This is a genomic window from Mesorhizobium sp. WSM4828, assembly GCF_055811175.1.
Window position 1 is genome coordinate 19995 of sequence record NZ_JBVVQK010000038.1, and the last position, 22756, is coordinate 42750.

The following is a 22756-nucleotide window of genomic DNA, read 5'->3' on the forward strand; positions in this document are numbered from 1 at the left end:
TGGGCCGGCGTTCATTCGTCGCAACCTTCAGTCCACCGGCGCCATCACTCTCGCTCTAGAACTGTGCCAGCCACATCGATCGTCTGGGCTGCACGCTTGCGAACAGCCGGAACCAACGGCGACCACAAGCGGTTTACCAATCGAAGGGACCGCATGGAGCCGACCTGCCCGGCCCGAGTGCTGCCGAGCGAGGAGGAGGTCAAGTTGCTCTATGGACCGTTGCCGGTGCTGAGACTGCCTATGGATCTTCAGGCTCACTGGCCCGCCCCGGTCGCAGCTCGTGCAGACAAGCGTCCCCTCACCGTGCTGAACAGAGCGCCATCGCCGTGCCGACGAACGAGCGTTGGTGCATCGGCCACCCGACGCGCAGCTATAGTGTCGGCCTCCGGCGCCCGCGTCCCCCCTCTCATTCGCAATCTGCTCAGGTGCTCTTGAGCGTGCCGTTCATCCCTTCCGGATAGAAGCCGCCCTTGCTCACTCCGTCCTTGTCGGTGAGGTAGACGATCCTGAGCACCTCCTGCGGCGTTCTGGTGAATGCGATTGCGTCCGGCGTCGAGGGAACGATGTTGGCTTTTCCGTCCACCTGGATGCCCTGGTCCTTATCTTCAGATCCGTCGATCTTGTCGCGGGCATCGGAAACCGCATTGGCGGCCTTCCAAGCCTTCTCGCCCTTCCGGTATAGCGTGGATCGCGCCATACCCATATGGTAGGCCTCGACGGCCAGAATGCCAGCGGCGGCGGCGAGGAAGTCCTTATTTTTCAGAACGGTCGCCGCACCGGCATAGGCGGTGACGCCGACATCCTCGAACAACATCCCGCCGAGAACGAAGTTCTTTTCGTTGCCGAAGGGGTCGAAGTCCGGTCCGAGGCCTGCTGCCTCCGCAACCGCCTTGAACCCTGCGTCGAAATCGATGGCCGGCCGGTCAACGGCGTTGGTTCCAAGCGTCTTGCGGTAGAAGCGAACGTGCGCGAGTTCGTTTTCGGCGACCTCACGCATGAAATCGCCGATTGCGGGCGTGTCAAAGCTGACCTGTTTGCCGCCAACGACAGCGCCGGCCTTCGGGCCAGCATCCGAGTCTTCGATCCCTTTTCCGGTGGTACCGCGCAGGTAATATTCGGCCTCCATATATTCGAGATTGAGGGCGAACCGGAAAATGTCTTCGTCCTTGACCTCATCCTGCGCATAGGCGCGGGAAACCGGGGCAAGGCCGGTGGCCGAAACGAGCGTTGCTCCCAGGCCAAACTGCAATGCGCGGCGGCGCGAAACACGAAATGCAGGCATGACGCGGATCATGGCTTCCTCCCAAAGCCCGCCGGCATCAAACATTTTGGCACCTCAAAAGCGGGCCTGCGCTCCCAACTTCACCAAGGGTGGAATGTTCCTCAAGCTCTGCAACTTAGATGATCTCGCGCGATGGCCACAAAGCGAGATTTCAGCGATCACAATGTCATGGCAGACAATGAGGCGGAATATTTGATTCGAGAGAACGGCAAGTCTCCCGCCGCTCAATTCGGAAACGGCGGGTTTCTCATCCCCAAAGTTATGGTCATTCGATCACTTTGACGATCTTATGTGTGCCCGGGTCGACGACAACGGTCCGGTTGTCGATCACGGTGTAGCGATATTTCACGTTGGGGACTTCATGAAGCTCGACGGTGTCGGGGAGCGTCGAGCCGACATTCAGCTCTACCCCGGGGACTTTCACCGATGCGAGCGGCTGCTTTTTCACGTATTCCTTAATGACGGTTTCCTGCTGCGGGTCAATGACCACGTCCTGAGCGGCGGCGGCACCGACACCAGCCAGCAGCAGAAATCCCGCCGCTGCGGTGGAAAGATGCATTCTCATAGTTATCTCCTTGTGGGCTCGTGGGCGCGAAACATTGCGCCAGGCTCGCCCAAACCTGCAGCTTTCCTAGACGTTCCAAACTGAGCCTTAAGGCTAGCCGTGCGTAGGGACCTAAGTCTGAGTCACTGCGCGCAATGGCCCCCTACGTGTAGCCGTCCGGAACTGCGTCTGTTCGGACTCGTTGCGGTCCCTCAAGGGAGGAGCCTATGGAGAACAGTGTTCACGAAGCTCGCTGGCTGCTTGCACCGGTTTTCGCCATCTCCATCACCGTGTTGGTGATTGGAATAGTCGCGAGCTGATGCTCGTTAGCCAGCAATGACGCTCCAACAATCCCCAGAAATTGGATTTGCGCAGCTAGAGTCCCTTCCTGCGCTGATGGGATCCGCCCGCCAAATCGAGGAGTGGCGGGCGGATTCTCATTGCAGCTGCTGAGCGAGTAGGAAAACGGAAATGAACGAGAACAAGAGCACCCAAGCCTACGTCGACCGAGGCCGCCTCTCGATCGATGCGTTTTATGAAGTGGAACGTTTCGCGCGGGAAAATCGCATTTCGCCAAGTCAAGTCAGCAAGCTGATCAAAAAGAAGGGCAATGACCGCCTGACCCTCACCAAGGCAGTCAAAGAGCTGCGCGATCGACATTGAAAAACCCGTCGCACTCTGCAGCACGGCGGGTCGATCAAGCGTCGCGCCGAGCACGGGGCGTGGGCTCTGGGTTGGGCGGTGCCAGGTGGGGCGGACCGTGAGAAACGACGCGCGCCGCTGCTTTGCGTTCGTCGCATTGAGTAGTTTTAACAACTCGTCGCGTGGACGCGGGATCCCGATATCGAAGTCTAGAATCTCATAACTAAGGTCGTCACATTCTGTTCCGGGCACCCCGCCCCCTTTTGACGCTCCAAGTTGTTTGGGCATGTATTAGTGCAAAGTCTGAAGGACTAGGCTCCAAGTCTTAGTAATTTTCGAACGCCTTAATATCCATCAGTGGAGCCAAGTCGCATTCGTCGCCAAATTCTTTATGTAGCGTCAGCGCGTTCAGCATGCGGCCGAGTATGCCGGCCCGAACCAATGAATCTTGGCTGGCCACGTTCTGATAGAGCTCTCCCGCTAAGCCGGCCGAGGACGCAGAGAGGAGTGGCAACAAAAATATGAGGCGCATTTCGAACTCTTCACGTGAGCGTCGGGGCTGCAGCAGAACCTAGCCCAAGGACGGAGGTGACGACGATTTAGGGTATGAGCATGGGCCGACCCTGGACAACTCGATCCCGTAGACACACATCAGCGCGAGCACGCGTAGTGACGCTTCTCAAAACCGGACTTCCCGAATTTCATCTCCACGGCGGCCAGTTTGCAGGATGGGGACAAGAAGATTTCCGCTTCCGCACGCGGGCTCCAGGAAGCGGGAGTCGATGCGCTCGGTCTCGCCTTTGACGAGATCGAGAATTTTTCGAGTAGCCAAGGGGGGCGTGAAAACCTCCCCGTGATCGGCAACACGTTTCTCGGATCTGACAAGAGTCACCGGCGGCCCTGCACGTTCTGCGGGGTGCTGAGGCCGCCGGTCTCACGCCGCACCGGCAGCTTGGCGATTTCCCTGCCGGCCTTCTCTTCCGCGACGCGGATGTCATAGGCACTCTGGAGATTGAGCCAGAACTGGGCGCTGCTGCCAAACCAGTGGCCAAGCCGAAGGGCGGTGTCGCCGGTGATGCCGCGCCGGCCATGGATTATCTGTGTCACCCGATTAGGCGGGACGTTGATAAGGCGCGAAAGCTCGGTCGGCGAAACGCCAAGCTCCTGAAGCTCGTCGGCGAGAATTTCGCCGGGATGGATGGCAGGTCGGGACATAAGTCACTCCTAATGGTGATCGACTATTTCCACGTTAGACGGGCCGGTAGCGTCCTTGGGCCATTCGAAGCAAATCCGCCATTGCATGTTGATGCGCATGCTGAATTGGCCGCTCCGGTCGCCCCTCAGGGCCTCAAGGCGATTGCTGGGCAAAGCCCGCAAGTCCTCGACGCCGGTCGCGGCGTCCAGAATTTCAAGGCGCTTCCAAGCCTGCCTGTCGAATCCCTGAAACTCCCGGACGAACGTGCCGTTGGCAAAGCCTTCGGTCCGTTTGTCGCGATAGCTTAGAATCATCCGTCAGCATACCCTTGACGATTTACGTCCAGCATAAATTTCACGATCCCATAGGTCAACATTATGAAAATCAGCGCCGCATAGCCTGAACTGGAAGTTCTGACCGTTGCCTTCCGAAACATGGGATATCAGCTTCGCGCCCACGCTTCGGCTGTGGCGGTCAGCATTGCCACCACCTTGGAGGCTGACATAGCCGGCGACCACTCTGGAACTCGCAGTTGCGTCACACGAGCAGAAATTGAGATCATTTTCCCCAGCGGACATTCGGTTGATACGTTAGGCCCCGATGTAAGGAGGCTCGTGCATTGGGGACGCGCCTCTCTTTAAGGCCGTCACCGGGCTTGCAATTCGGCGGCCCATTGCGACATTGGGTGCATGAGCACGTCCGGACAACCAGTGCGTCTGGCCCGCCCCGAAAAGAAGCGGCGGCGCATCCCCATTGCAGTCATAATGGCGTTGAGTTTTGGCAGTCTCGTATTCCTGTCGCTCGGCGGTGTGCTCGCATTGTCGGTCGGTGCCAACTTTCGCAACACGTTCGATTTGCTCGGCGCCCAGTCGACACTCCTCATCGATGCGATGGAGGACTCGCTGCGCGCGGAGATGGGAGACGCCGAGAACGCGGTGGACGGCATCGCACAGTTGTATGCCCAGGGCGAGTTCCAGATCGACGACAAGGCGATGTCCGCAGCCGTTGCGGGCGCTCTGGCTGCCGCTTCGGGGATCGAGGCGATGCTAATCTGCACCCCCGATCTGGTCTGCCGCGGCGCCGCGCGCTCCGTTGAAAACAACGTCGCCACGGGCGCGATCGAGCATTTTCCGGCCGAGCCCGAGAAGTCGCCCCAAATCCGCGCCGCCCTTGAGCAACGCAAACAGGTCGGCGGCCGGCAGTGGGGGGCGTTCGTGGCCAATGAGTTCGGCCTGTACGCGCATGTCTCGGTGCCGCTGGTACGTGATGGCGTGACGCAGGCCTGGGTGATCGCGGCGGTCGAATTGCAGAAACTGTCCGGTATCACGCGGAAATTGTCATCGCGATTTGGCACGCATGCCTTTATTCTTGATGGCGAAGATCGCGTGGTCGCCGACCAAAGGCTGGCCGATCCCGACGCTCTGAAAAATGGTTTCCTGCCGCTGACGCGGCTGGCCACGTATGGCGATCCGGTATTGGCCGCATATAGCTCGCGCAAGGTAGAGCGGGAGTTCGATACGCGCCAGGCCCGCGACATAGAAATCGCCGAGATCGACCCCAGCGTGGACAATGCGTCCGAGTGGAGCGGCGACACCACCTACATCGCCATCACCCGCAAGATCGCAGGCTATGGCGACGAGCCCTGGACGCTGGGCGCCTATTTCGAGACCAGCCAGATCAGCGACGAGATCGAGCGCGTCATAGGATCGGCCATACTTGGACTTCTCGCGATGGCGGTGGCGGTCATCGTCGCGATTCTTCTCGGCAGGCGCCTGTCGCGCCCGATCCAGGCGATAGCCGGCCAGGCTACCCGCGTCGCCGATTTCGATCTCGACGGTGTGGCCCCCTTGCCGCGCAGCAGAGTGCTGGAGTTGGACAATCAGGCTTCGGCGTTCAATGCCATGCTGATCGGTTTGCGCGCATTTTCAACCTATATTCCGCGCTCGCTGGTGGCCAAGTTGGTGCGCACCGGAGAGATCGGCATCGCCGAACCGCGCGAAGCGGTTGTCACTGTGATGTTCACCGACATCGCCGGCTTCACCACGCTGTCGGAGCAGATGGACGCCGCCGCCGCGGCCAGGCTGCTGAATCACCACTTCGCGATCTTGTGTGGCGCGGTCGATGCACATGGCGGGACTGTGGACAAATTCCTGGGCGACGGCATGCTGGCGTTCTTCGGCGCGCCGGATCGGCTGGAGGGCCATGCCGCCGCGGCCGTTCGCGCCGCCGCCGCGATCCGCGAGGAGCTGGAGAAGGACAATTTGGAAGCGGGGGGGGGGGGGGGGGGGGGGCCCGCGCGGGCGCGGGGGGGGGGGGGGGGGGTGGGGGGGGGGGGTGGGGGGGGGGGGGGGGGGGGGGGGGGGGGGTGGCCCCCGCGCGGGGGGCGCGGGCGCGCGCCCGCGGCCCGCGGGGGGGGGGGTTTTCATAAATTTTTGCCCGCGCCGGGCCCGGCCGGCCCTCCACTTCATATCCGCATCGGCATCCACACGGGCTCCGTCATTGTCGGCAACATTGGCGCATCCGACCGCGTGAACTATACGATCGTCGGCGACACCGTGAACGTCAGCCAGCGACTGCAGGACCTCGGCAAGCAGCTCGAACCGGGCGCCATCGCCGCAATCGCCATTTCCGGCGAGACCGCGTCGCGGCTCGACGAAAGGTTCGAAAGGATCCCGGCGGGCAAACACCGGCTGCGCGGCCGCGGCGAGGCGACGAAAGTCTTCCAGCTTGGCAAAGTCGCGACGTCAGAATCGCCCCGTCTGAACGTTCACCGCGCTCAAGCAGGCTAAGGGACATGCCACTTCCATCGTCACGCGGTACGCGACGTGCTCGAATGCGCCTGGCCTGTCGCGATGGCGACAAACCGGCGCTTGACTGCGGCAAACAACGCCGGTGGCAGCGGCCCGTAGTAGCCGCTCTCCGTCTCCAGCGGCCGGATGTCAGGCCCCGGCCAGGCGAATCTGTTACTTTCCGTCAAAACGATCCACGACCGTTCACCGTCAAGGCGCAGACGCAGCTTGACCGCAGCCGGAATCTCGATGGCATCATCGGGATCGGACGGCGGCGTATGGGTGATCGGCAGGACCCGGACGACCGGCGAGCCGTCCTCCTGCATGGCGACTAGCGCGAGCACCAGGCAGGGCCGGTCCTTGTCGGCTTCCTCGCGGCCCTTCGCGGTGTTGCCAATGCCAGAGGTAGGAGTAACGGAAGACGTGGCCGACCTTGATTTCAGCCGGTAGCATTTTTGCAGTCAGGCCTTTTGCCCCGAGGGGTTTCGACCCGAGGGTTTTGACCCAGAGAGCTCGTCGTTGAGATGGTCGAGATGCGGCTCCATTTCAGAGGCTTCGACCGCGGCGATCTCGTCCGAGCCGAGCTCCGCTGTCAGATCGACCCGCCGGTCGCGCTTCGACAGCCGGACAAAATCCTCATAGGCCAGCAGCACCGTGCGCGGGCGACCGTTCTTGGTGATGATGACCGGGTCGCGGACTGCGGCGTCCTGATAGGCGCCAAAATTTTTCGAGACGGCGGCGGCAGTGACGGTGGTGCTCATCGGCGAGACTCCTTTATTCCGGAATATACGGGCTTTCCGGGCTTTCCGCAATTGTCGGGCGCCCGCCAATGGAAACGAGGCAGTGACAGGGCAGCCTCCAAAGGCGCTCGTCCGTTCGCCTGAGTTCATTCTGCGAGCGCGCCGCCGATATTGTGCAAAACGCAACGTCCAGAACACCTCCCCTTGCTGTAGGCAGCCGCAACTGGAAGCGATGCCGGACCTTGCTATGACGACCAGGAATAAGGTTGTCGGTGGCGGCAAGGCCGGTTGAGGAAAGCCCAGACCGTTATGAAGCCAATGACCAAAGAGCATCCCGCGGCACTAGCACAATACGTCCCTCGGCAGCTCTCGACTAGCGAAAGACTGACGACGACGTCTGTTTGGGGTCGAACTTGCCTATTGGCCGCTTGCCGGAGAGTGGACATTCGCGGACCGCCACACTGCTATAGCCAAAGCTGTGGATCGACTCCAGCACCTGGTGCCCGCGTGCGGCGGCTTGATAGGTTTGTCGGGATCGTCGGTCCAGACGAAGGGCTACGACTGCAGCTTGTGCTCCATGACGAAGCGGTTGATGGCGGAAACACAATGCCCTCAACACGGGACTGGTGATGGCTGGCGCAGCGCCTGCCGTGCTGCCGCCATAGGTGCTCTGGGCTCCTGACACGACCACGCCAGAACCGCACGGCACGAGCTTCCAGCGCCGTTGCCCTGCGGCAGGAGGTTGGGGTGGCACCAAGAGGCGGGGAGGATAATCGCCAGTAAGCACCGATTATGCGGCAAATCTTGGCTCGGGAACTCCCGTTACGCCAAGGCCGGTGATGACAAAAAGGCTGCCGCGCAAGACACCGTCGCCCGGAAAGCGCGGCAGCGGCGGTTTGGCCATCGATGTGACGTACAAGGTGTCGAGCTTCGGCCCGCCGAACATGACGCTGGTAATCTTCTTGACGGGCATGTCGATGATACGGTCGACGCTGCCGTCGGGTGCGTAACGCACCAGCCTGCCGTCGTAGACCAGCGCGTTCCAGAGGAATCCTTCCGTATCGACCGTCGAGCCGTCGGCTGCCCCTCCCCGGCTGGTATCGACGCGCGCGAAAGTGCGCCGGTTGGTGGCGGCACCCGTTTCGATATCGTATTCGTAGGCCCAGATCTCGCCGGTCCAGGTGTCGGAGAAATAGAAGGTGCGGTCGTCGGGACTCCAGCAGGGGCCGTTGGAGCAGATGATGCCGGAATCGATCCTGGTGACGGAGAAATCGGGATCTAGCCGGTAGAGCCCGCCGGAGGGTCCCTCTTCCATGGTGTCCATTGAGCCGGCGAAGAAGCGGCCGCGCCGATCGACCTTGCCGTCATTGAGCCGGTTCATCGGCCTGTCCGGCTCTGGATCGTGGATCAGCGTCACCTCGCCGGTGGCGAAATCAAGGAGATGGAAGCCGCGCTGCAGCGACACCACCGCGCCACCGCCGTCCTTGCGCAATGCCATTGAGCCGATCTTCATCGGCACGTCCCAGCAACGGATTTCGCGGCCGTCGGCGGTCGCGCGAAACACACGCCCGTCGAAACTGTCGATCCAGTAGAGGCGCTCCTGTTCGACGTCCCACAGCGGTCCCTCGCCCAGCGTGGTCTTCACGTCCACCACGACCTCGATCTTCATGCCGTCCTCCTCTGTTCGAATCTTGTAGAAACCGGTCAGAACGCGACCTGGTCGCCGCCCTTCAATGACAGGATTTCGCGGGCCTCGTCGGGCGTCGCCACTTCCATGCCGAGGCCTTCGATGATCTTGCGGGCAAGCACCACCTGCTCGGCGTTCGATTTGGCAAGCTTGCCCTTGCCGGCCCAAAGACTGTCTTCAAGCCCAACGCGGATATTGCCGCCAAGCGCTGCCGATTGCGCGGCAATGCGCAACTGGCTGGCGCCCGCACCCAGCACCGACCAGCGGTAATGCCCGCCGAACAGGCGATCGGCGGTGCGCTTCATATGAGCGACGTCTTCGGGATGCGAACCGATGCCGCCGAGCAGGCCGAATACGGACTGAACGAAGAACGGCGGTTTCACCAGCCCGCGATCGGCGAAATGGGAGAGATTATAGAGATGGGCGATGTCGTAGCACTCGAACTCGAAGCGCGTGCCATTGTCGTAGCAGGTCTCGAGTATGTACTCGATGTCCTTGAACGAGTTGCGGAAGACCAGGTCACGCGTCGCTTCCAGGTGCGGCCTTTCCCAGTCGAACTTGAACCTTTCGTATTTGGCGACGAGGTGATAGAGCCCGAAATTGATCGACCCCATGTTGAGCGAGGCGACTTCCGGCTTGAACTGGGCGGCGGGGCGCACACGCTCCTCCACCTTCATGTAAGGACTGCCGCCGGTGGTGATGTTGATGGCGGCATTGGTGCCTTGCTTGACGCGCGGCAGGAAACGCGAGAACGCCTCTGGCGTCTGGTCGGGCTTGCCGGTCTCAGGGTCGCGGGCATGCAGATGCAGGATCGCCGCACCGGCCTCGGCCGCCGCGATCGCCTCCGAGGCGATCTGGTCCGGCGTGATCGGCAGATAGGGCGACATGGTCGGCGTATGGATTGCCCCCGTCACCGCACAGGTGATGATGACCTTGCCCTTGGGCTGCTGAGCGCCGGGCCTGCGGCTTGTTTCCGTCATCGTCCAAACTCCTGATCCGATTTTTTCTTGTGCGCCGCCAGCGCCATCAGCCGACGGTCGCGCCAGACCTGCCGTTCGCCGAGTGCTTCCCGCGGCAGCCGCTTGCGGCGCTCGGCCTCGATCGTCTCCATGACCTCGCCGGCCCAGTCGACGCGGCGCAGCATCTGCGGGAAGATGTTGGAATAGATCGTCTGGTAGCGCTCTACATAGTCGCGCACACCACCAGGCGCGTTGAGGTCGATGGTTTCGAACGGACCCATGAACGACCAGCGCAGCGCCAGCCCCTCGCGCAGGCCCGTGTCGACGTCCTCTACGCTGGCATAGCCGTCGGCGACGAGCCGGAACGCCTCCTCCAACAGCGCGCCCTGCAAGCGGTTCATGATGAAGCCGTCGAGTTCGCGCTTCATCACCAGCGGCGCGTGGCCCGCCTCGACAAGAAAAGCGCGGGTCCTTTCCACTGTCTCGGCGGAGGTCCATGGCGCCGGCACGACTTCCGCTGCCGGGATCAGATAGGGCGGATTGATCGGGTGCACGACGAGGCAGCGATGGCGCCCCTGAAGGTGATCGGTGAATTTCGACGGCAACAGCGCCGAGGTGGAACTGGCGAGCACCGCCTGCCGACCGGCAAGGGCGTCGATCCGGGAGAACACGTCACGCTTCACCTCGAGGTCTTCGGGCGTGTTTTCCTGGACGTGGACGGCATCGGCCAGGGCCTCGCCAAGCTCTGCCGCAATGGTGATGCGGCCGAGCACGGCATCCACCGCCTGTCCCCGCAGCAAATCGTTGGCGGCGAGGTCGCCGAGCACGCCGGCGATATAGTCGCGCGCACCGCTGGTCGCGGCAGGCGCCTGGTCCCACATCCGCACAATATGGCCTGCACGAGCGAAGCTGATCGCCCACGCCCGCCCGATGAAACCGCTTCCTACAATTGCTACCTTCGCCATGCTCGCCCTCCTCAAAGTGTCTCGACGTTGCCGTCGACGCCGAGCGACTGGCCGGAAATGTTGACGCCCGCATCGGAAAGCAGGAAAGCCACCATTGCCGCGACATCGTATGGGCTGGTCATGCGGCGCAGCGAGATGTTCTGCAGATAGCGTTGTGTCATCTCCTCGTTTGAAAGGCCTAATTGCTTTGCCCGGTCGGCAATGACCTTGTCGATGCGCGGCCCTTCGATGATGCCGGGCAAGATGGCATTGACCCTAATCCCATGCGGTCCGAGTTCCTTGGCAAGGCTCTGGGTCAGGCCGACAACGCCGAACTTGGCAGCCGAGTACGGCGTTCGGAACGCGTAGCCGTGTCGGCCCGCGGCCGAAGACATCGAGACGATCGAGCCGCCGCCTGCCGCCTTGATCAGCGGCACGGCACGCCGCGCGCACAGGAACTGGCCGGTCAGACAGATATCTATGCAACGCCGCCAGTCTGCCGGATCGATTTCATCGACGCCGCCGGTCGGGCCGGCAATGCCGGCATTGTTGATCAGGGCGTCGAGCCCGCCGAGTTTCTCCTTGACCGTCTCGAACAGCCGGTCGACATCCTCGTCGCGCGAAACGTCGGCTTTGATTGCGGCGGCGAGCGTCATCCTCTCTGGAGCAGCGGCCAGCGCCTCGTCGGAAATATCGCAGACCACGACACGCGCGCCGAGCCGCGACAGCGTCTCTGCAATGGCAAAGCCGATGCCGCCGGCCCCCGCCGTGACCAGCACGCGCTGGCCCTTGAGCCCGGTCAGGAATTCGTCCGCCGATGCCGGTGCGCTTGAACTCATTGTTCCATCCCTTTCACTCAAATCCGCCTTTCGCGCAGCGCCATGACGGCACCGAGCACCACCAGCCCAAACAGGATCGCCCGCGTCGCATAAGGCAGCGTCGTGCCGGCAAGCAGCATCTGCAACGCGGTCAGGAGCAGCACCCCGCCCAGCATGCCGAGATAATGGCCGCGCCCGCCGGTGATCAGCGCACCGCCGACCACGACGACGGCGATGGAGGGCAGCAGATAATCGTCGCCCATGCCGAGGCTGGCCTGGCCGGAAAAGCCGGTCAGCATGATGCCGACCAGCGCCGCGCAGACCGCCGACAGCACATAGACGAGGATGAGCGTGCGACCGACCGCGATGCCGGAGAGCTGGGCTGCGCGCAGGCTGTTGCCGATGCCGTAGACGCGGCGGCCGAAAGCGGTGCGGCCGAGCAGCAGCACGGCAAAGGCGACGAAGGCGATCATGAACAGCACCACCGGTGTGATGGCGAATACCTTGCCGGTCATGAACCAGCGCAGCATCGGCGAGGAGAAGCCGGCCGGCGTGCCTTGCGAGTAGAGCAAAGCGAAACCTTGTAGAATGCCGTTGGTGGCCAGCGTCATAACGATCGGCGAGATGCCGAGAAAGACGATGCCGATGCCGTTGGCGAGACCGATCAGGCAAGCGACGACGAGCACCGCCGGTAGCGCATAGGCAAGGGCAGCGTCGGATCCGTTGACGATACCGGCAAGCAGGATGCCCGACAGGCCGATCGTCCACGGCACTGACAGGTCAAGCCCGCCGGTAAGAATCACGCTGCCCTGGCCAAGCGCCAGGATGGCGAGAAAGCTCGACAGCACGAACAGCGAATTCCAATAGCCAAAATTGACGATGGCGCGTCCGAGCCAGATCTGAGTGACGATCACGACGATGGCAAGACAGACATAAGCCGGCATCGCATAGCGCATCGTCTCGGCGTTACGGACATGGAAGGCAGGCTGCGGCGCCTGCTGGTCGCCGGCGCTGCCCCGCGCAATTCTCAGCCGCCTATCGGTGCGATCGATCTGCGAGGGCAGCATTCCGGCGCGCCACGCGGCCAGCCGAGCCCGCAGCGCACGCAGCTGGCGGGCCAGCACGGAGCCATGCGACAGCGAGCCGGCAAGCACGGCAAGGATCAGGATCGTGCCCTCGGCGATCGTCGAATAATAGGCCGAGACGTTGAGCACGAGCAGGATATTGACGACCATCATCAGGATGTAGGCGCCGAAGACGGTGCCCACCGGCCCGCCTTGGCCGCCGCCCAGCCTCGTACCGCCGACCACGACAGCCGTGAACATCGACAGCAACAACGGGTTGCCGACCAGCGGATCGCCGCTGCCCGTCTGGGCGCTGATGAAAACGCCGGCAAGCCCGTAGCAGCCGCCGGCGATGACATAGACCAGGAAGCGTACGAGAACGACGCGCACACCGACCGCGGCGGCGGCATCCGGATCGCTGCCGACCGCATAAAGCGCTGTCCCGAAGCGTGTGCCTTTGAGCCAGAACCAGCCGAGCAGGACGACGCCGATGACCACCAGCGGCATCGGTATCCAGCCGGCGATAGCATCACCGAGATAGAAGGCGCCAAGATCGGGCGAGACGAAGCCGCCCGGCTTGTCCATGACCAGCAGCGTCACCCCCTGCAGGATGAACATGGTCGACAGCGTGACGACGATAGGCTGCATGCGCAGGACGGCAATGAAGAAGCCGTTGAAGGCGCCGACCAGCATGCCGACGCCAATTCCGGCCAAAGTCCACAACGCGACACTCGTGCTGGTCGCCATCGGATCCATGCCGCTTGCCAGGACGACATTGACCAGCGAGATCACCGCCCCGGCGGACAGGTCGAAACCGCCGGACAGGATGACCAGGGTCTGGCCGATCGCCGCCAGTGCCGAAGTGGCGCCGCCGCTCGACAGGAACGAAATGTCGAAATAAGTGAGCCGCCCGGCACTGACCAGATCGACGATCAGCAGGAGCGCCGCAAAGACGATCGCCGCGATGATGGCGCCGCGATGCCGCGAGAGGAGACGCGCCAACGTCGCAGCGGGTGCCGCGGCGGCCAGGCTCGTCACACTCATTCCGCCGCCTCCCGGACCAACTCGCCATGGCCAAGCGCCGGCCGCATGATCGCGCCTTCGGTGATCTCGCCGCCGGCAAGCTCCGCCACCAGATGGCCGTCATAGAGGACGAGCACCCGGTCGCATTGATGGACCAGTTCGGGAATTTCGGTTGAATGCAGCAGGATCGAGCCGCCGGCCGCCACATAGTCGCGCATCATCACGTAAAGCTCGTGCTTGGTGCCGACATCGATGCCGCGGGTCGGATCGAAGAGCAGCAGGATCCGGCTTTCGGCGACGAGCCATTTGGCAATGGCTATCTTTTGCTGGTTGCCGCCAGAGAACGCCCCTGCCCTCGTCCACAAGGCACTGCGGTCGACCTCCACGGTCGAGAAGGCGGACTGTACGGCGTTTGCCTCCTCGTCTGTTCTGATCAGGCCAAACCGGGTGAAGCGTGCGACGACCGGCAGCGATGCATTCTGCCGGCCCGAGAGCTTCAGGAACAGGCCTTCGGTCTTGCGGTCCTCCGGCACCAGTCCGATTGCCATATTGGGCCTGAGCGCATCGGCGGGCGAGCCGAGCCACACTTCGCGCCCGTCGACCAGGATGTGGCCGCGCTCGATCTCGGCCATGCCGAAACAGGCGAGGAACAGGTCGAGCTGACCCATGCCCTGGAGTCCGGCAATGCCGAGGATCTCGCCCTTGCGCAGGTCAAAACTGACGCCGTCGAGCTTCCTGCCGGCCTTGAGATCGCGTACGCCGAGCACCGGCGGACCAAAGGCGGCCTCACTTTCAGGTTTCGGCGGGAAGGTTTGGGCGATGCTGCGGCCGATAATCTTTTCGATCACCTCACCATCCGAAACATCGGCAACCTGCGCGGTCACGATGTGGCGGCCGTTCCTGAGAATGGTCAGCGTGTCGCAGAAAGCCCGCACCTCGCGCATGCGATGGGTGATGAACACGACCGTGGTACCGGCCGCTTTCAACTGCGCGATGATGGCGCCCAGCCACTCCACATCGCCACCCGACAGCGTCGAAGTCGGCTCGTCGAGCAGAAGGATGCGCGGCTTGCGATAGAGCGCGCGCGCGATTTCGATCTTCTGGCGGACCGCGAGATCGAGCGTCGCTACCTCGGCATCGAGATCGACGGTAAATCCCAGATCGGAGATGTGCTTGCGGACTGCCTTGCGCGCGCTCAACCGCCTGATCAGGCCGATCGGCCCAACGGGAGCGTAAGGCAGCAACATGTTATCGAGAACGCTGAGATCGCGTACCAGGGTCATTTCCTGGAAGGCTGTCTGCACGCCTTTGGCGTGCGCGGCGCGCGGCGAACCGAGTGGCGCCGGTTCGCCAAACACAGTGATTTGCCCGTCGTCGGGCCGGACCAGTCCCGACAGCAGCTTGACGAGCGTTGACTTGCCCGCACCGTTCTCGCCAAGCAAAGCATGCACCCTGCCGGAAGCGATCTCGAAGGATACGTCATCGAGGGCGACTGTCGCGCCAAACGCCTTGCGGACGCCCTCTATGCCGACAGCTGTCGAATGCGCTGACATCATGGTCCCAGTCCCGGCCTGCATGAAGGTGCGTGCGTGGAGTGACTCCAAAGCACCCCACGCCCACTTCGGAGGGCCTACTGCTCGGGCTGGCCTACAAGGGCAGCCGCGAGACCAATTTCAGGTGTCTGGTCGGAGAAGATCGAGGCGAACCAGCCCGGGTTCGAGACCAGCGACGGTTTGAACGCGTTGCAACCAGCCTTCATCTCCGCCCAGGTGCCCTCGTCGCAAAGTTTTATGGTCTCGTTGGTGACGACCGGCAGCGGCAGGATCGTCTTCTTGGCAACGTCCTTGCCTTCAAGCGCCTCGACGGCAAGCTTGAGAGCGAGCGCCCCGGAATAAGGCGGCGAGGCGTAGGAAATGCGCGAGGCGCCGAGCGGCGCATAGGGAGACGTGGCGCCCTCGACCTCCGTGCCCTCCGGCAGCATCTGGATACGCCCGCCATTGGAACCCTCGCCCGCGCAAGGCAGGAGTTCGCTGCTCTTCTTGCCGGCCTCGAGCTGCATGGAATTGGCGGTGAAGCAGCCGACCTGCATCCATAGCCCGTTGATGTCGTCCCAGCTGCGCGTCGCTAATATCTTGGAAAGTTCGGTACGGGCCACCGCCTGGCTCCACATGCCGACAGCCTCGCCGACGATCTTGATGTCGGGATGCTTGGCAAACACCTCCTTCGCGGCCTTGGTGCGCAGATCATCGACCGAAGTGCCGGGGACGCCGGTCACCGCGATGATGTTGCCTTTGCCATTAAGCTTCTTGACCAGCCACTCCGCCGTTACGCGGCCAGCCTCCTCCTGGTCGATATGGACATTGTAAGCGCAGGGCTCGGTGATCTCGGCATCATAGGCAAACACCTTCACGCCCTTATCGCAGGCGTTCTTCACCACCTGGTTGAGCGCTGTCGGCGAGATCGGGAAGATCACGATGGCTTCGGCGCCTGCCTGGACCATGGCATTGATCTGCTGGATCTGGCGCTGTGCGTTCGGCCCCGCAACCTGGACCTGGAGGTCCACCTTGTCGGCCATGCTCTTGTGCGACGCCATCGCCTTGACCATGTTGGCGGCCTCGGCCTGCCAATCATTGCCGATGAAGCTCATGCTGAGAAATATCTTGTGCTTTCCGGCCGCTTCGGCGGCGGACGTACCAAGAACGCAAACAGCCATGCCGGCAAGCAGCGCAAGCCGCCGGGCTTTCGATCCGATACCCATTCAAAACTCCTCCCAGTTCAGACGACCGAATGCCTCCCAAGGGTAGGAAACGTGCTCCTTGTCATTCGATGCGGCTGACCGTATCATGATTTGATCAAAGATCAATGATGAAATGGCTAAAAAGCAAAGCAGGATCGCTTGACGCGGCAATTCGAACCTTGCATTCCGGGCACAGGCGGCAGGGTGACAAGAGCGTCGCCCGAATGGGGGAAGGTTGGCAGAAATGGCTGGGGCGGCATTCAGGAAGCCAGGCGTCGAGATCACGCCGCTGTCCAGGGAAACCCTGCAGGACAGGGTTTACCGGCACGTTACCGAGTTGATCCTCGACGGCAGCATCGTTCCAGGTGAGATGGTGACGGTGCAGAGCCTCGCTGACGCTTTCGGCGTCAGCCCGATGCCGGTTCGCGAGGCACTGCGGCGTCTGAGCGCCGCCAACGCCCTGATGGTGGTTTCCGGCCGTTCGATCGGTATTCCGGCATTAAGTCGTGCGCGGCTTATCGATCTCAGGAACGTCAGATTCGAAATCGAGGCGATCGCCGCCGCATGGGCCGCAGAACGCATTGACGACCACGGCGTGATGCTGCTGGGCCAGCATCTGGAGGCACTCGAGCAGGCCAATGCCGCCGGCGACGTCAAATCCTATTTAAGGGCCAATTACGCGTTTCACTTTTCCATCTACCGGGCCGCGGCCTCGGAAAACATGCTCAGCATCATCGAAAACCTGTGGCTGCAGATCAGCCCCTATTTCAACATGCTGCACGATTCTGGAAACTATTCGACCGCCAACCAGCACCATCAGCAGATGTTTGCAGCGCTGCGAGACCGCAATGCGGAAGCGGTCCGGGCGGCGGTTCGCGCCGACATCGACGCGGCCTTCACAGTGCTGATCAAACTGCTGAAGTAACATTCCTCGAAGTCGCTCCGGTACAGCGGCGAGCCGCCCCTAGGCACGAATATGTCCGTCTGAGCATAGCGGCCGCCGGCCAGATCGGCTTTTGCGCCCACTCACTTCCATCCAGGTGATAATACTGACTGCACGGCTTTCGAACCGCTCGATTTCCTCGCGAGTCTTGGGGACGGCGTTCAGATAGTCGATGAGGATATTGGTGTCGAAAATCGCGCCTACCATTCGCGGCGCACTGTCTCCTGATGAGCCAGCCCATCAACTGTGCGCTTACCCCACAGGCCGAAGCCATCTTCGACCTGTTCGCGATGATGGCGGTCGAGATAATCGTCTATTGCTGCTCGGATCAGGGCCGCACGGGATTGGCGCGCCCGTTTGGCAAGACGGTCGAGGGCTTCAACCTGGGCATAGTTCAAGTCGATAAGGGCTCGCATCGCACACTCCAATGATATGCCTCGCAAGCTGATGACTACCATGCGCGGCCGGCTCTACACGCACATGGCTGGCGCGCTCGATCTCGGCAGTCCGGATAAAACGGCTCCCGATTTTACCGATGTTCATGACGCGCCTCCTTTTCCTGGCTGTTCTGTTCCTCACCACCGTCCGTGCGGTTGATTGTCACCGTGCACGTGATCAGGGTATTCCAGTCCGGGCCGTGTTCAATGACGTTATGAAGCTCGGAGATCTCTTCTAGAAAATGCTCGATCGCAATGGGGCCGTTCTGGTGGGCGTAGACTAGAACCGCCTTCCAGCGCTTGTCACCATGAAGCGTTACGACGTTACTCATGCCGAGTGTCTCCTGGGTCACGAACAAATTCCGCTGGATGCCCGCAGGGCCAAATGCCTTGAGCACAGCTCCTATAGCACGCGTCGAGTGCGAACCTCAGTGGAACGACGCCGCGAAAGTCTGGGCAACAATCGCCGGCGCGGCGCTCAATTTTCGCCGGGCAAGCTCGCACCAGCCTCAGGCGGCGGATCGACAACGTGACGCAGAAGGAAACGCCAAGGTCACGCAGATCGTCATTGCTCGCGCGACGATGCGCATACGCCGGCCTTGACGATTGCCAGACGGGCGCCAGATGGGGCCACATGAAACGCGTCAGGATTGACAACCCAAGCATTTCATCCATTGCCCGGTGTGCGGGCAGAATTTCGACGCGCACGACTTCTGACAGATGCCTCACCACGCCGAGCCGCTGCATCAGCCGCTAATAGCGGTAGCTGTTTTACGCGCGGCTAAAGAGGTGGACATAATGGCCAGACCGATCATCCACTTTGAAATAATAGGGCGCAGTCCAGCGAATCTGCGGCGCTTTTACGCGCAACTCTTCGGATGGGAATTCGAGGTCGGCGGAGCGGTGTCGCCGCTTGTTTCCGACGCAGGCGACTATGGCTTCCTCCCCCCACCATCCGGGGCTCAACCGGTGGCAGGGGGTGTTGGAGGAGGCAGGAATTTTGATCCACACACCATCATTTACGTCAGCGTAAGCGATATCGAGACATACCTGGCCAAAGCAGAGCAGTTGGGCGGGTCACGAGTTCTTGGGCCGGAACGCTCGCCCGGCACCCCGCTGACGATCGGCCAGTTCCGAGATCCGGAGGGTACCCTCGTCGGTCTGGCGCAAATTGACGAAAACACCTGATCTCTTCAACAATCGATCCGGTGGCAGCACGGCGGCCAACTCGTGCGAGGGGCCATCGAACTCACCTGTCCAGCTGGAGTTCTGCCGAGCGAGGATGCGTTCACTTGCTTTATCGACGCACGGGTGCATGAAGACGAGGCGTTTTGCAAAGGCGATTGTCGAAACTGTCGAGCGGCTGACCCGGACTTGACGATTGCCACCGCTATCCGGGCCAGCGCTCCCAAGATCAGCTCAGTCGTAGACCTTGATGATCTTGCGCGTGCTCGGATCCACCAGAACGGTCCGGTTGTCGACGACCACATAGCGGTATTTGACGTTCGGCACTTCATGAAGCTCGACTGTATCCGGCAGAGGCGAGCCGATATTGAGCTCCACTCCAGGAATTTTCACCGAAGCGAGCGGCTGCTTCTTTACATATTCCTTGATGACGGTTTCCTGCTGCGGTTCGATGATCACATCCTGGGCGGCAGCGGCACCAATGCCGGCCAACAACAGAAATCCCGCAGCTGCGGTGGAAAGAGGCATTCTCATTAGCCGTCTCCTTGTTGAGATTTTGCCCGGACGCATCTCCATCGCGCCAAGCTCACCTTAACGCGAGCCAACCCACGAACGTTCCTCGACGGGGGTGAAACGACTAGACCGTAAGACTTAAGTCTGGCCCGCCTGCGCAATGGTCCGTGCACAGGACGCGGCGGGAACAACCGTAGCCATTGCTTGTTGGTAGCGTCATCTCCGGGAGGAGATTCGGCGCGTAAAAAGTCCCTTCATGCGCTGATAGGGTCCGCCGGCCATTGCTGGATTTGGCAGGCGGACCCTTAGTTCCCAAGAAGCCCCGGATTGTCGTCGAGGCCTAGCAGCGAAGCGTTTAGCCACGAGGAAACGCCAAAGCCCGCCGCCTGTTGGGCGCGGTCGGGCCGATCAAGCGCTGAATGCACCTCGTCGAGAAGCGTGATCTTCACCGTCGGCTTGCAGCGGCTGCAATCGAACTTCAGCTTTAGGGGATCGACGCCAAACTGCACTCTGCCTTCACAAGCATGTTGTGCCGGGTCGCCTTGCCCAGCGTGTCGATCGGATCGTGCGCCATGAGAACATAAAAGGAACATTTTCCTTGATCGTCAAGGCCGGCTGTGGAATCTTTCGACCAATCTGAGCCGAGGAACTACCCATGACGGATGAACTGATCCGCCTTCCAGGTGCCTTCGAGCCAGTCACACGCCCGGGCATTCAGCATCACGGATGCGAACACCCCGACTGCGGCAAGGATGCAGGATGGGGTTTCGCCAAACCTAAGCAGGCGTCGCATTGGTTTTGTTTCGCGCATCGCGCTGAGGGCGAAGCATTTCTCTAAGGAGCGGATGATCAGATGATCAGAGCGCCGAAACGACCCGGCCCAGGAAAGCGCGTCAACACTCTACGCGACGATTGCTGGCTGCCCGTCGTCACGGCGCCTATGCGACGTTCCGTCAGCCCGCCGATCGCGTTCCTATCCACGACAATCGCGTCATGGTATATATGCTTGATTTGGCGAATGTTTTTTGTCGTCAAACTCACCGGGAAACCGGGGAGGTGATCATGAGAATTATTACCACTCTAGCATGTGTCGCGTTGCTTGCAGGTTGCGCAATGGCGGGCCCCCCAGGGCCCCAAGGGCCTGTCGGTCCACCAGGTCTGCCCGGCAAGCAGGGACCTAAAGGTGCAATGGGGGCTGAGGGTCCAGCGGGGAAGGACGGCGTCAGCGGTTGGGAAATCACCCACTATGCAAGTGCGAGTGATACAAGCCCAGACAAATCCGCACAGGCTTGGTGTCCCAAGCCAAAAGTCGTGATAGGTGGCGGTGCCAGCGCGTCAAATTCAAATGCTCTAATTTCTAGGAGCTTGCCGGTTACTTCCCCAGCTCCGGGGTGGGTAGCACAAGCGCATGTAGCCACTACGCTCCCAACAGCTTGGACGCTGACAGCATATGCCATTTGCGCGCTTGTCAAATAGTCGGCGCTTGGCCGGGCCGGTGAACTTTGCGTTGTCGCGCCTCTGAAGGTTAAAACCTATCGCGAGTTGCGTACGCGTGAGCGCGACAGGCGCGTCCCGGTGCTTAGGATGGGATCAATCTATCTGATCTGGTGGTCGAGCAAGCAACACCCGCACGACAATTAGCTGGCTTTCTAGCTAGCAGCGATGTCTACCCCCTGAGGGAGAAGCGCAGTCTGGGGAGGAAGCATGCGAGGCAAGCGTCGCACCGTCATGGTGGCGGGGGTTCTTGGGTCGTTCTTTGGGTTTTTTCTGTTGATGCTAGTCCTGCAGACCGTAGGCAGATCGCTTACTATGCTGCCCCCTGAGGGTTGAGCTTTTCGGGAAATTGACTTCCGCCGTCCGCGATACGGCTTGGCTGACTCGGTGGTGCTCGTAGCGCTCGTTGAGCGGGGCTTGGTGGCGGTGGTGGTCATGGGGATCTCCCATATTTATTGTCAGTTTTGAGATAAAAGAGCTGTACGAAGTTCTGATAATCTTGCCCTTTCGTGGGAGGGCTGAGTGGTGTCGGAAACAGGTTAGCAGGAATACTATCGGCAGCTTGGCGTCATGAAGAAATCTTGAGAAATGCATTCCGAGATAAGTTTCTGGATGCGAAGCTAACGACATTCTTCAATTTGGTTCGTATAGAATCGCGTATTGTGGAAGCGTGGTTGAGGAATCCATTTGCTTCGGGCTGGTGAACCTTTGGGCAGGGGTAGAAAATGACTCTGATCGATAGACACACTGAAGCTGCAGCTGGCAACCGATACATTGTGATCAGGACCAAGTATGACCCTGAGGCGCATACGAAGGCGCCCTCTTATGCCTATTCAGATCGTGCATCGGATCGACTGGGCGCAGGGGTCGGGGAGCCAAGAGCACGCAGCCTGGAATCCATAACCGGCATGCTTGATCGGATCGGCTGCGGCTATCTCGTGCTGAACCGCGAGAGGAAAGTGGTCGAATGGAACGCCGCCGCTCAAACCACGCTGGAGCGCCAGGGCGAAGTGGCCGATACGGCCAGCGGGCTTTCGGTGGCCTTGAGGCGGCTGATCGCGAATGTTCCGGCCCATTTTCTGCCGGGCTCACTATCGTGGGTAGTGTTCCGCAGCAGCGGCGACAGGCCGGTGATATTGGACGAGAACGGGTTTATCGCTCCTGACGGAACGAGCATTGTGGCGTTGCTGGACCGCGAGAACAGGTCGGGGCCAAATCCTCAGACACTGCAAAAGATGTTTGGCTTGACGAGCGCGGAAACGCACCTCGCGTTGCGTTTGGCTCAGGGCGATGCGCCTTTGGAGATTGCCCGCAGTTGGCGCCTCAGCCGCACGACGATCCGCTCCCAGCTTGCCTCGCTGTTCGCCAAGACCGAAACGAAACGTCAGGCGGAACTGGTGGCTCTTCTTGGGCGCATTTCAGTCTTGCCATAAGGGCGTCGTTTGGATCCATCTCAGCAAACAGCCAATCCCGAAACGCTTTTGACTTCATGGGATTCGCGGTGTCCCCTAACAAGCGAGAAGTTCCGCAAACCCCGGATGCCAGTTGGCTCCCGGAGGGTACAGCCTATCTCCCGTTCGGGGCACCTACGAACTGGACCCGCATCCTTGGCCAGGCGGAGTTTGGTGTCCCCCATCTGGGAGGGAGGCCATGCGTCGAAAAGAACGCGGTCGAGCGACTGACCCGCGGGGCGAATTGACCGGGCGCGCTGATCAAGGCCGAATTACCACTCCCGTGCCGTACAGTTGCACCCCAAGGCG

23 protein-coding genes and 1 pseudogene are annotated in these 22756 nt (G+C 61.4%); 6 read left to right on the top strand and 18 right to left on the bottom strand.

Translation table 11 applies throughout. The features are described from left to right. Nucleotides 1–421 precede the first annotated feature (421 nt). Nucleotides 422–1294 carry a ferritin-like domain-containing protein gene (locus tag AC0L2X_RS28620; RefSeq protein WP_473600815.1) on the bottom strand — a complete coding sequence of 291 codons (873 nt, stop codon included), beginning with the start codon at nt 1292–1294 and terminating at the stop codon, nt 422–424. Between the two features lie 253 nt (nt 1295–1547). Next, nucleotides 1548–1847, bottom strand: coding sequence for a DUF1236 domain-containing protein (locus AC0L2X_RS28625; RefSeq protein WP_473600796.1), 300 nt, complete (start codon nt 1845–1847; stop codon nt 1548–1550). A gap of 450 nt (nt 1848–2297) precedes the next feature. On the opposite strand from AC0L2X_RS28625, the gene AC0L2X_RS28630 reads away from it, so the two are divergent. Further along, on the top strand, nt 2298–2489 hold the full coding sequence (locus AC0L2X_RS28630; RefSeq protein WP_473561614.1) for a DUF3606 domain-containing protein: 192 nt from the start codon (nt 2298–2300) through the stop codon (nt 2487–2489). A 304-nt stretch (nt 2490–2793) separates the two neighbouring features. On the opposite strand, the gene AC0L2X_RS28635 is transcribed toward AC0L2X_RS28630, so the two are convergent. The 3 genes from AC0L2X_RS28635 to AC0L2X_RS28645 form a co-directional block, all read right to left on the bottom strand. Further along, nucleotides 2794–3000, bottom strand: a complete 207-nt coding sequence (locus tag AC0L2X_RS28635; RefSeq protein ID WP_473600797.1) for a hypothetical protein — start codon at nt 2998–3000, stop codon at nt 2794–2796. A 356-nt stretch (nt 3001–3356) separates the two neighbouring features. Continuing rightward, complete coding sequence (locus AC0L2X_RS28640; RefSeq protein WP_473600798.1) at nt 3357–3683, bottom strand: HigA family addiction module antitoxin; 327 nt, start codon at nt 3681–3683, stop codon at nt 3357–3359. 9 nt (nt 3684–3692) lie between these two features. Next, nucleotides 3693–3977: a type II toxin-antitoxin system RelE/ParE family toxin gene (locus tag AC0L2X_RS28645; protein WP_473600799.1), complete on the bottom strand. Its 285-nt coding sequence runs from the start codon at nt 3975–3977 to the stop codon at nt 3693–3695. 450 nt (nt 3978–4427) lie between these two features. Between AC0L2X_RS28645 and AC0L2X_RS28650 the strand changes: the two genes are divergently transcribed. Then, the gene (locus AC0L2X_RS28650) at nt 4428–6452 is read left to right on the top strand and encodes an adenylate/guanylate cyclase domain-containing protein (protein ID WP_473600816.1); all 2025 of its coding nucleotides are present in this window, start codon (nt 4428–4430) and stop codon (nt 6450–6452) included. 20 nt (nt 6453–6472) lie between these two features. On the opposite strand, the pseudogene AC0L2X_RS28655 reads toward AC0L2X_RS28650, so the two are convergent. The 9 genes and pseudogenes from AC0L2X_RS28655 to AC0L2X_RS28695 all read right to left on the bottom strand — a co-directional run bounded on the left by AC0L2X_RS28655 (nt 6473) and on the right by AC0L2X_RS28695 (nt 16445). Beyond that, a pseudogene (locus AC0L2X_RS28655) lies at nt 6473–6905 on the bottom strand (plasmid maintenance toxin (PemK-like)). Nucleotides 6906–6913: 8 nt separating this feature from the next. Continuing rightward, complete coding sequence (locus tag AC0L2X_RS28660; RefSeq protein WP_473600800.1) at nt 6914–7213, bottom strand: type II toxin-antitoxin system Phd/YefM family antitoxin; 300 nt, start codon at nt 7211–7213, stop codon at nt 6914–6916. Nucleotides 7214–7982: 769 nt separating this feature from the next. Further along, on the bottom strand, nt 7983–8861 hold the full coding sequence (locus AC0L2X_RS28665; RefSeq protein ID WP_473600801.1) for an SMP-30/gluconolactonase/LRE family protein: 879 nt from the start codon (nt 8859–8861) through the stop codon (nt 7983–7985). 35 nt (nt 8862–8896) lie between these two features. Then, nucleotides 8897–9859: a 3,5-dioxohexanoate:acetyl-CoA acetone transferase gene (kce, locus tag AC0L2X_RS28670; RefSeq protein WP_473600802.1), complete on the bottom strand. Its 963-nt coding sequence runs from the start codon at nt 9857–9859 to the stop codon at nt 8897–8899. Continuing rightward, complete coding sequence (locus tag AC0L2X_RS28675; protein ID WP_473600803.1) at nt 9856–10803, bottom strand: 3-hydroxyacyl-CoA dehydrogenase; 948 nt, start codon at nt 10801–10803, stop codon at nt 9856–9858. Before AC0L2X_RS28675 ends, kce begins: the two co-directional genes overlap by 4 nt. Nucleotides 10804–10814: 11 nt before the next feature. Continuing rightward, the gene (locus tag AC0L2X_RS28680; RefSeq protein ID WP_473600804.1) at nt 10815–11621 is read right to left on the bottom strand and encodes an SDR family oxidoreductase; all 807 of its coding nucleotides are present in this window, start codon (nt 11619–11621) and stop codon (nt 10815–10817) included. 17 nt (nt 11622–11638) lie between these two features. Further along, a complete protein-coding gene (locus AC0L2X_RS28685; RefSeq protein ID WP_473600805.1) occupies nt 11639–13708 on the bottom strand; it encodes an ABC transporter permease subunit in 2070 nt (689 codons plus the stop codon). Next, nucleotides 13705–15243: a sugar ABC transporter ATP-binding protein gene (locus AC0L2X_RS28690; RefSeq protein WP_473600806.1), complete on the bottom strand. Its 1539-nt coding sequence runs from the start codon at nt 15241–15243 to the stop codon at nt 13705–13707. The genes AC0L2X_RS28685 and AC0L2X_RS28690 overlap by 4 nt, the downstream gene beginning before the upstream one ends. Before the next feature lie 74 nt (nt 15244–15317). After that, entirely contained in the window at nt 15318–16445 is a 1128-nt protein-coding gene (locus AC0L2X_RS28695) for a sugar ABC transporter substrate-binding protein (RefSeq protein ID WP_473600807.1), read from the bottom strand. A 223-nt stretch (nt 16446–16668) separates the two neighbouring features. On the opposite strand from AC0L2X_RS28695, the gene AC0L2X_RS28700 reads away from it, so the two are divergent. Then, entirely contained in the window at nt 16669–17349 is a 681-nt protein-coding gene (locus AC0L2X_RS28700; RefSeq protein ID WP_473600808.1) for a GntR family transcriptional regulator, read from the top strand. Between the two features lie 218 nt (nt 17350–17567). Here the strand turns inward: AC0L2X_RS28700 and AC0L2X_RS28705 are convergent, their stop codons facing one another. Continuing rightward, nucleotides 17568–17825: a ribbon-helix-helix protein, CopG family gene (locus AC0L2X_RS28705; RefSeq protein ID WP_473600809.1), complete on the bottom strand. Its 258-nt coding sequence runs from the start codon at nt 17823–17825 to the stop codon at nt 17568–17570. A gap of 71 nt (nt 17826–17896) precedes the next feature. Then, nucleotides 17897–18136 carry a hypothetical protein gene (locus tag AC0L2X_RS28710; RefSeq protein WP_473561588.1) on the bottom strand — a complete coding sequence of 80 codons (240 nt, stop codon included), beginning with the start codon at nt 18134–18136 and terminating at the stop codon, nt 17897–17899. Nucleotides 18137–18602: 466 nt separating this feature from the next. On the opposite strand from AC0L2X_RS28710, the gene AC0L2X_RS28715 reads away from it, so the two are divergent. After that, the gene (locus AC0L2X_RS28715) at nt 18603–18992 is read left to right on the top strand and encodes a VOC family protein (RefSeq protein WP_473600810.1); all 390 of its coding nucleotides are present in this window, start codon (nt 18603–18605) and stop codon (nt 18990–18992) included. Between the two features lie 231 nt (nt 18993–19223). On the opposite strand, the gene AC0L2X_RS28720 is transcribed toward AC0L2X_RS28715, so the two are convergent. Together AC0L2X_RS28720 and AC0L2X_RS28725 are read right to left on the bottom strand one after the other, a co-directional pair. After that, nucleotides 19224–19523, bottom strand: a complete 300-nt coding sequence (locus tag AC0L2X_RS28720; RefSeq protein WP_473600811.1) for a DUF1236 domain-containing protein — start codon at nt 19521–19523, stop codon at nt 19224–19226. 284 nt (nt 19524–19807) lie between these two features. Beyond that, nucleotides 19808–20011 (bottom strand): hypothetical protein, encoded by a 204-nt coding sequence (locus AC0L2X_RS28725; RefSeq protein ID WP_473600812.1) that lies wholly within the window; start codon nt 20009–20011, stop codon nt 19808–19810. A 146-nt stretch (nt 20012–20157) separates the two neighbouring features. On the opposite strand from AC0L2X_RS28725, the gene AC0L2X_RS28730 reads away from it, so the two are divergent. Both AC0L2X_RS28730 and AC0L2X_RS28735 read left to right on the top strand, forming a co-directional pair. Continuing rightward, on the top strand, nt 20158–20340 hold the full coding sequence (locus tag AC0L2X_RS28730; RefSeq protein WP_473600813.1) for a hypothetical protein: 183 nt from the start codon (nt 20158–20160) through the stop codon (nt 20338–20340). Nucleotides 20341–21904: 1564 nt separating this feature from the next. Next, a complete protein-coding gene (locus AC0L2X_RS28735) occupies nt 21905–22429 on the top strand; it encodes a helix-turn-helix transcriptional regulator (RefSeq protein ID WP_473600814.1) in 525 nt (174 codons plus the stop codon). Nucleotides 22430–22756: the final 327 nt, after the last annotated feature.

Coding starts and splice junctions, on each gene's coding strand:
- AC0L2X_RS28620 (WP_473600815.1), bottom strand. CDS start 1,294: ATGATCCGCGTCATGCCTGCATTTCGTGTTTCGCGCCGCCGCGCATTG.
- AC0L2X_RS28625 (WP_473600796.1), bottom strand. CDS start 1,847: ATGAGAATGCATCTTTCCACCGCAGCGGCGGGATTTCTGCTGCTGGCT.
- AC0L2X_RS28630 (WP_473561614.1), top strand. CDS start 2,298: ATGAACGAGAACAAGAGCACCCAAGCCTACGTCGACCGAGGCCGCCTC.
- AC0L2X_RS28635 (WP_473600797.1), bottom strand. CDS start 3,000: ATGCGCCTCATATTTTTGTTGCCACTCCTCTCTGCGTCCTCGGCCGGC.
- AC0L2X_RS28640 (WP_473600798.1), bottom strand. CDS start 3,683: ATGTCCCGACCTGCCATCCATCCCGGCGAAATTCTCGCCGACGAGCTT.
- AC0L2X_RS28645 (WP_473600799.1), bottom strand. CDS start 3,977: ATGATTCTAAGCTATCGCGACAAACGGACCGAAGGCTTTGCCAACGGC.
- AC0L2X_RS28650 (WP_473600816.1), top strand. CDS start 4,428: ATGGCGTTGAGTTTTGGCAGTCTCGTATTCCTGTCGCTCGGCGGTGTG.
- AC0L2X_RS28660 (WP_473600800.1), bottom strand. CDS start 7,213: ATGAGCACCACCGTCACTGCCGCCGCCGTCTCGAAAAATTTTGGCGCC.
- AC0L2X_RS28665 (WP_473600801.1), bottom strand. CDS start 8,861: ATGAAGATCGAGGTCGTGGTGGACGTGAAGACCACGCTGGGCGAGGGA.
- kce (WP_473600802.1), bottom strand. CDS start 9,859: ATGACGGAAACAAGCCGCAGGCCCGGCGCTCAGCAGCCCAAGGGCAAG.
- AC0L2X_RS28675 (WP_473600803.1), bottom strand. CDS start 10,803: ATGGCGAAGGTAGCAATTGTAGGAAGCGGTTTCATCGGGCGGGCGTGG.
- AC0L2X_RS28680 (WP_473600804.1), bottom strand. CDS start 11,621: ATGAGTTCAAGCGCACCGGCATCGGCGGACGAATTCCTGACCGGGCTC.
- AC0L2X_RS28685 (WP_473600805.1), bottom strand. CDS start 13,708: ATGAGTGTGACGAGCCTGGCCGCCGCGGCACCCGCTGCGACGTTGGCG.
- AC0L2X_RS28690 (WP_473600806.1), bottom strand. CDS start 15,243: ATGATGTCAGCGCATTCGACAGCTGTCGGCATAGAGGGCGTCCGCAAG.
- AC0L2X_RS28695 (WP_473600807.1), bottom strand. CDS start 16,445: ATGGGTATCGGATCGAAAGCCCGGCGGCTTGCGCTGCTTGCCGGCATG.
- AC0L2X_RS28700 (WP_473600808.1), top strand. CDS start 16,669: ATGGCTGGGGCGGCATTCAGGAAGCCAGGCGTCGAGATCACGCCGCTG.
- AC0L2X_RS28705 (WP_473600809.1), bottom strand. CDS start 17,825: ATGGTAGTCATCAGCTTGCGAGGCATATCATTGGAGTGTGCGATGCGA.
- AC0L2X_RS28710 (WP_473561588.1), bottom strand. CDS start 18,136: ATGAGTAACGTCGTAACGCTTCATGGTGACAAGCGCTGGAAGGCGGTT.
- AC0L2X_RS28715 (WP_473600810.1), top strand. CDS start 18,603: ATGGCCAGACCGATCATCCACTTTGAAATAATAGGGCGCAGTCCAGCG.
- AC0L2X_RS28720 (WP_473600811.1), bottom strand. CDS start 19,523: ATGAGAATGCCTCTTTCCACCGCAGCTGCGGGATTTCTGTTGTTGGCC.
- AC0L2X_RS28730 (WP_473600813.1), top strand. CDS start 20,158: ATGACGGATGAACTGATCCGCCTTCCAGGTGCCTTCGAGCCAGTCACA.
- AC0L2X_RS28735 (WP_473600814.1), top strand. CDS start 21,905: ATGCTTGATCGGATCGGCTGCGGCTATCTCGTGCTGAACCGCGAGAGG.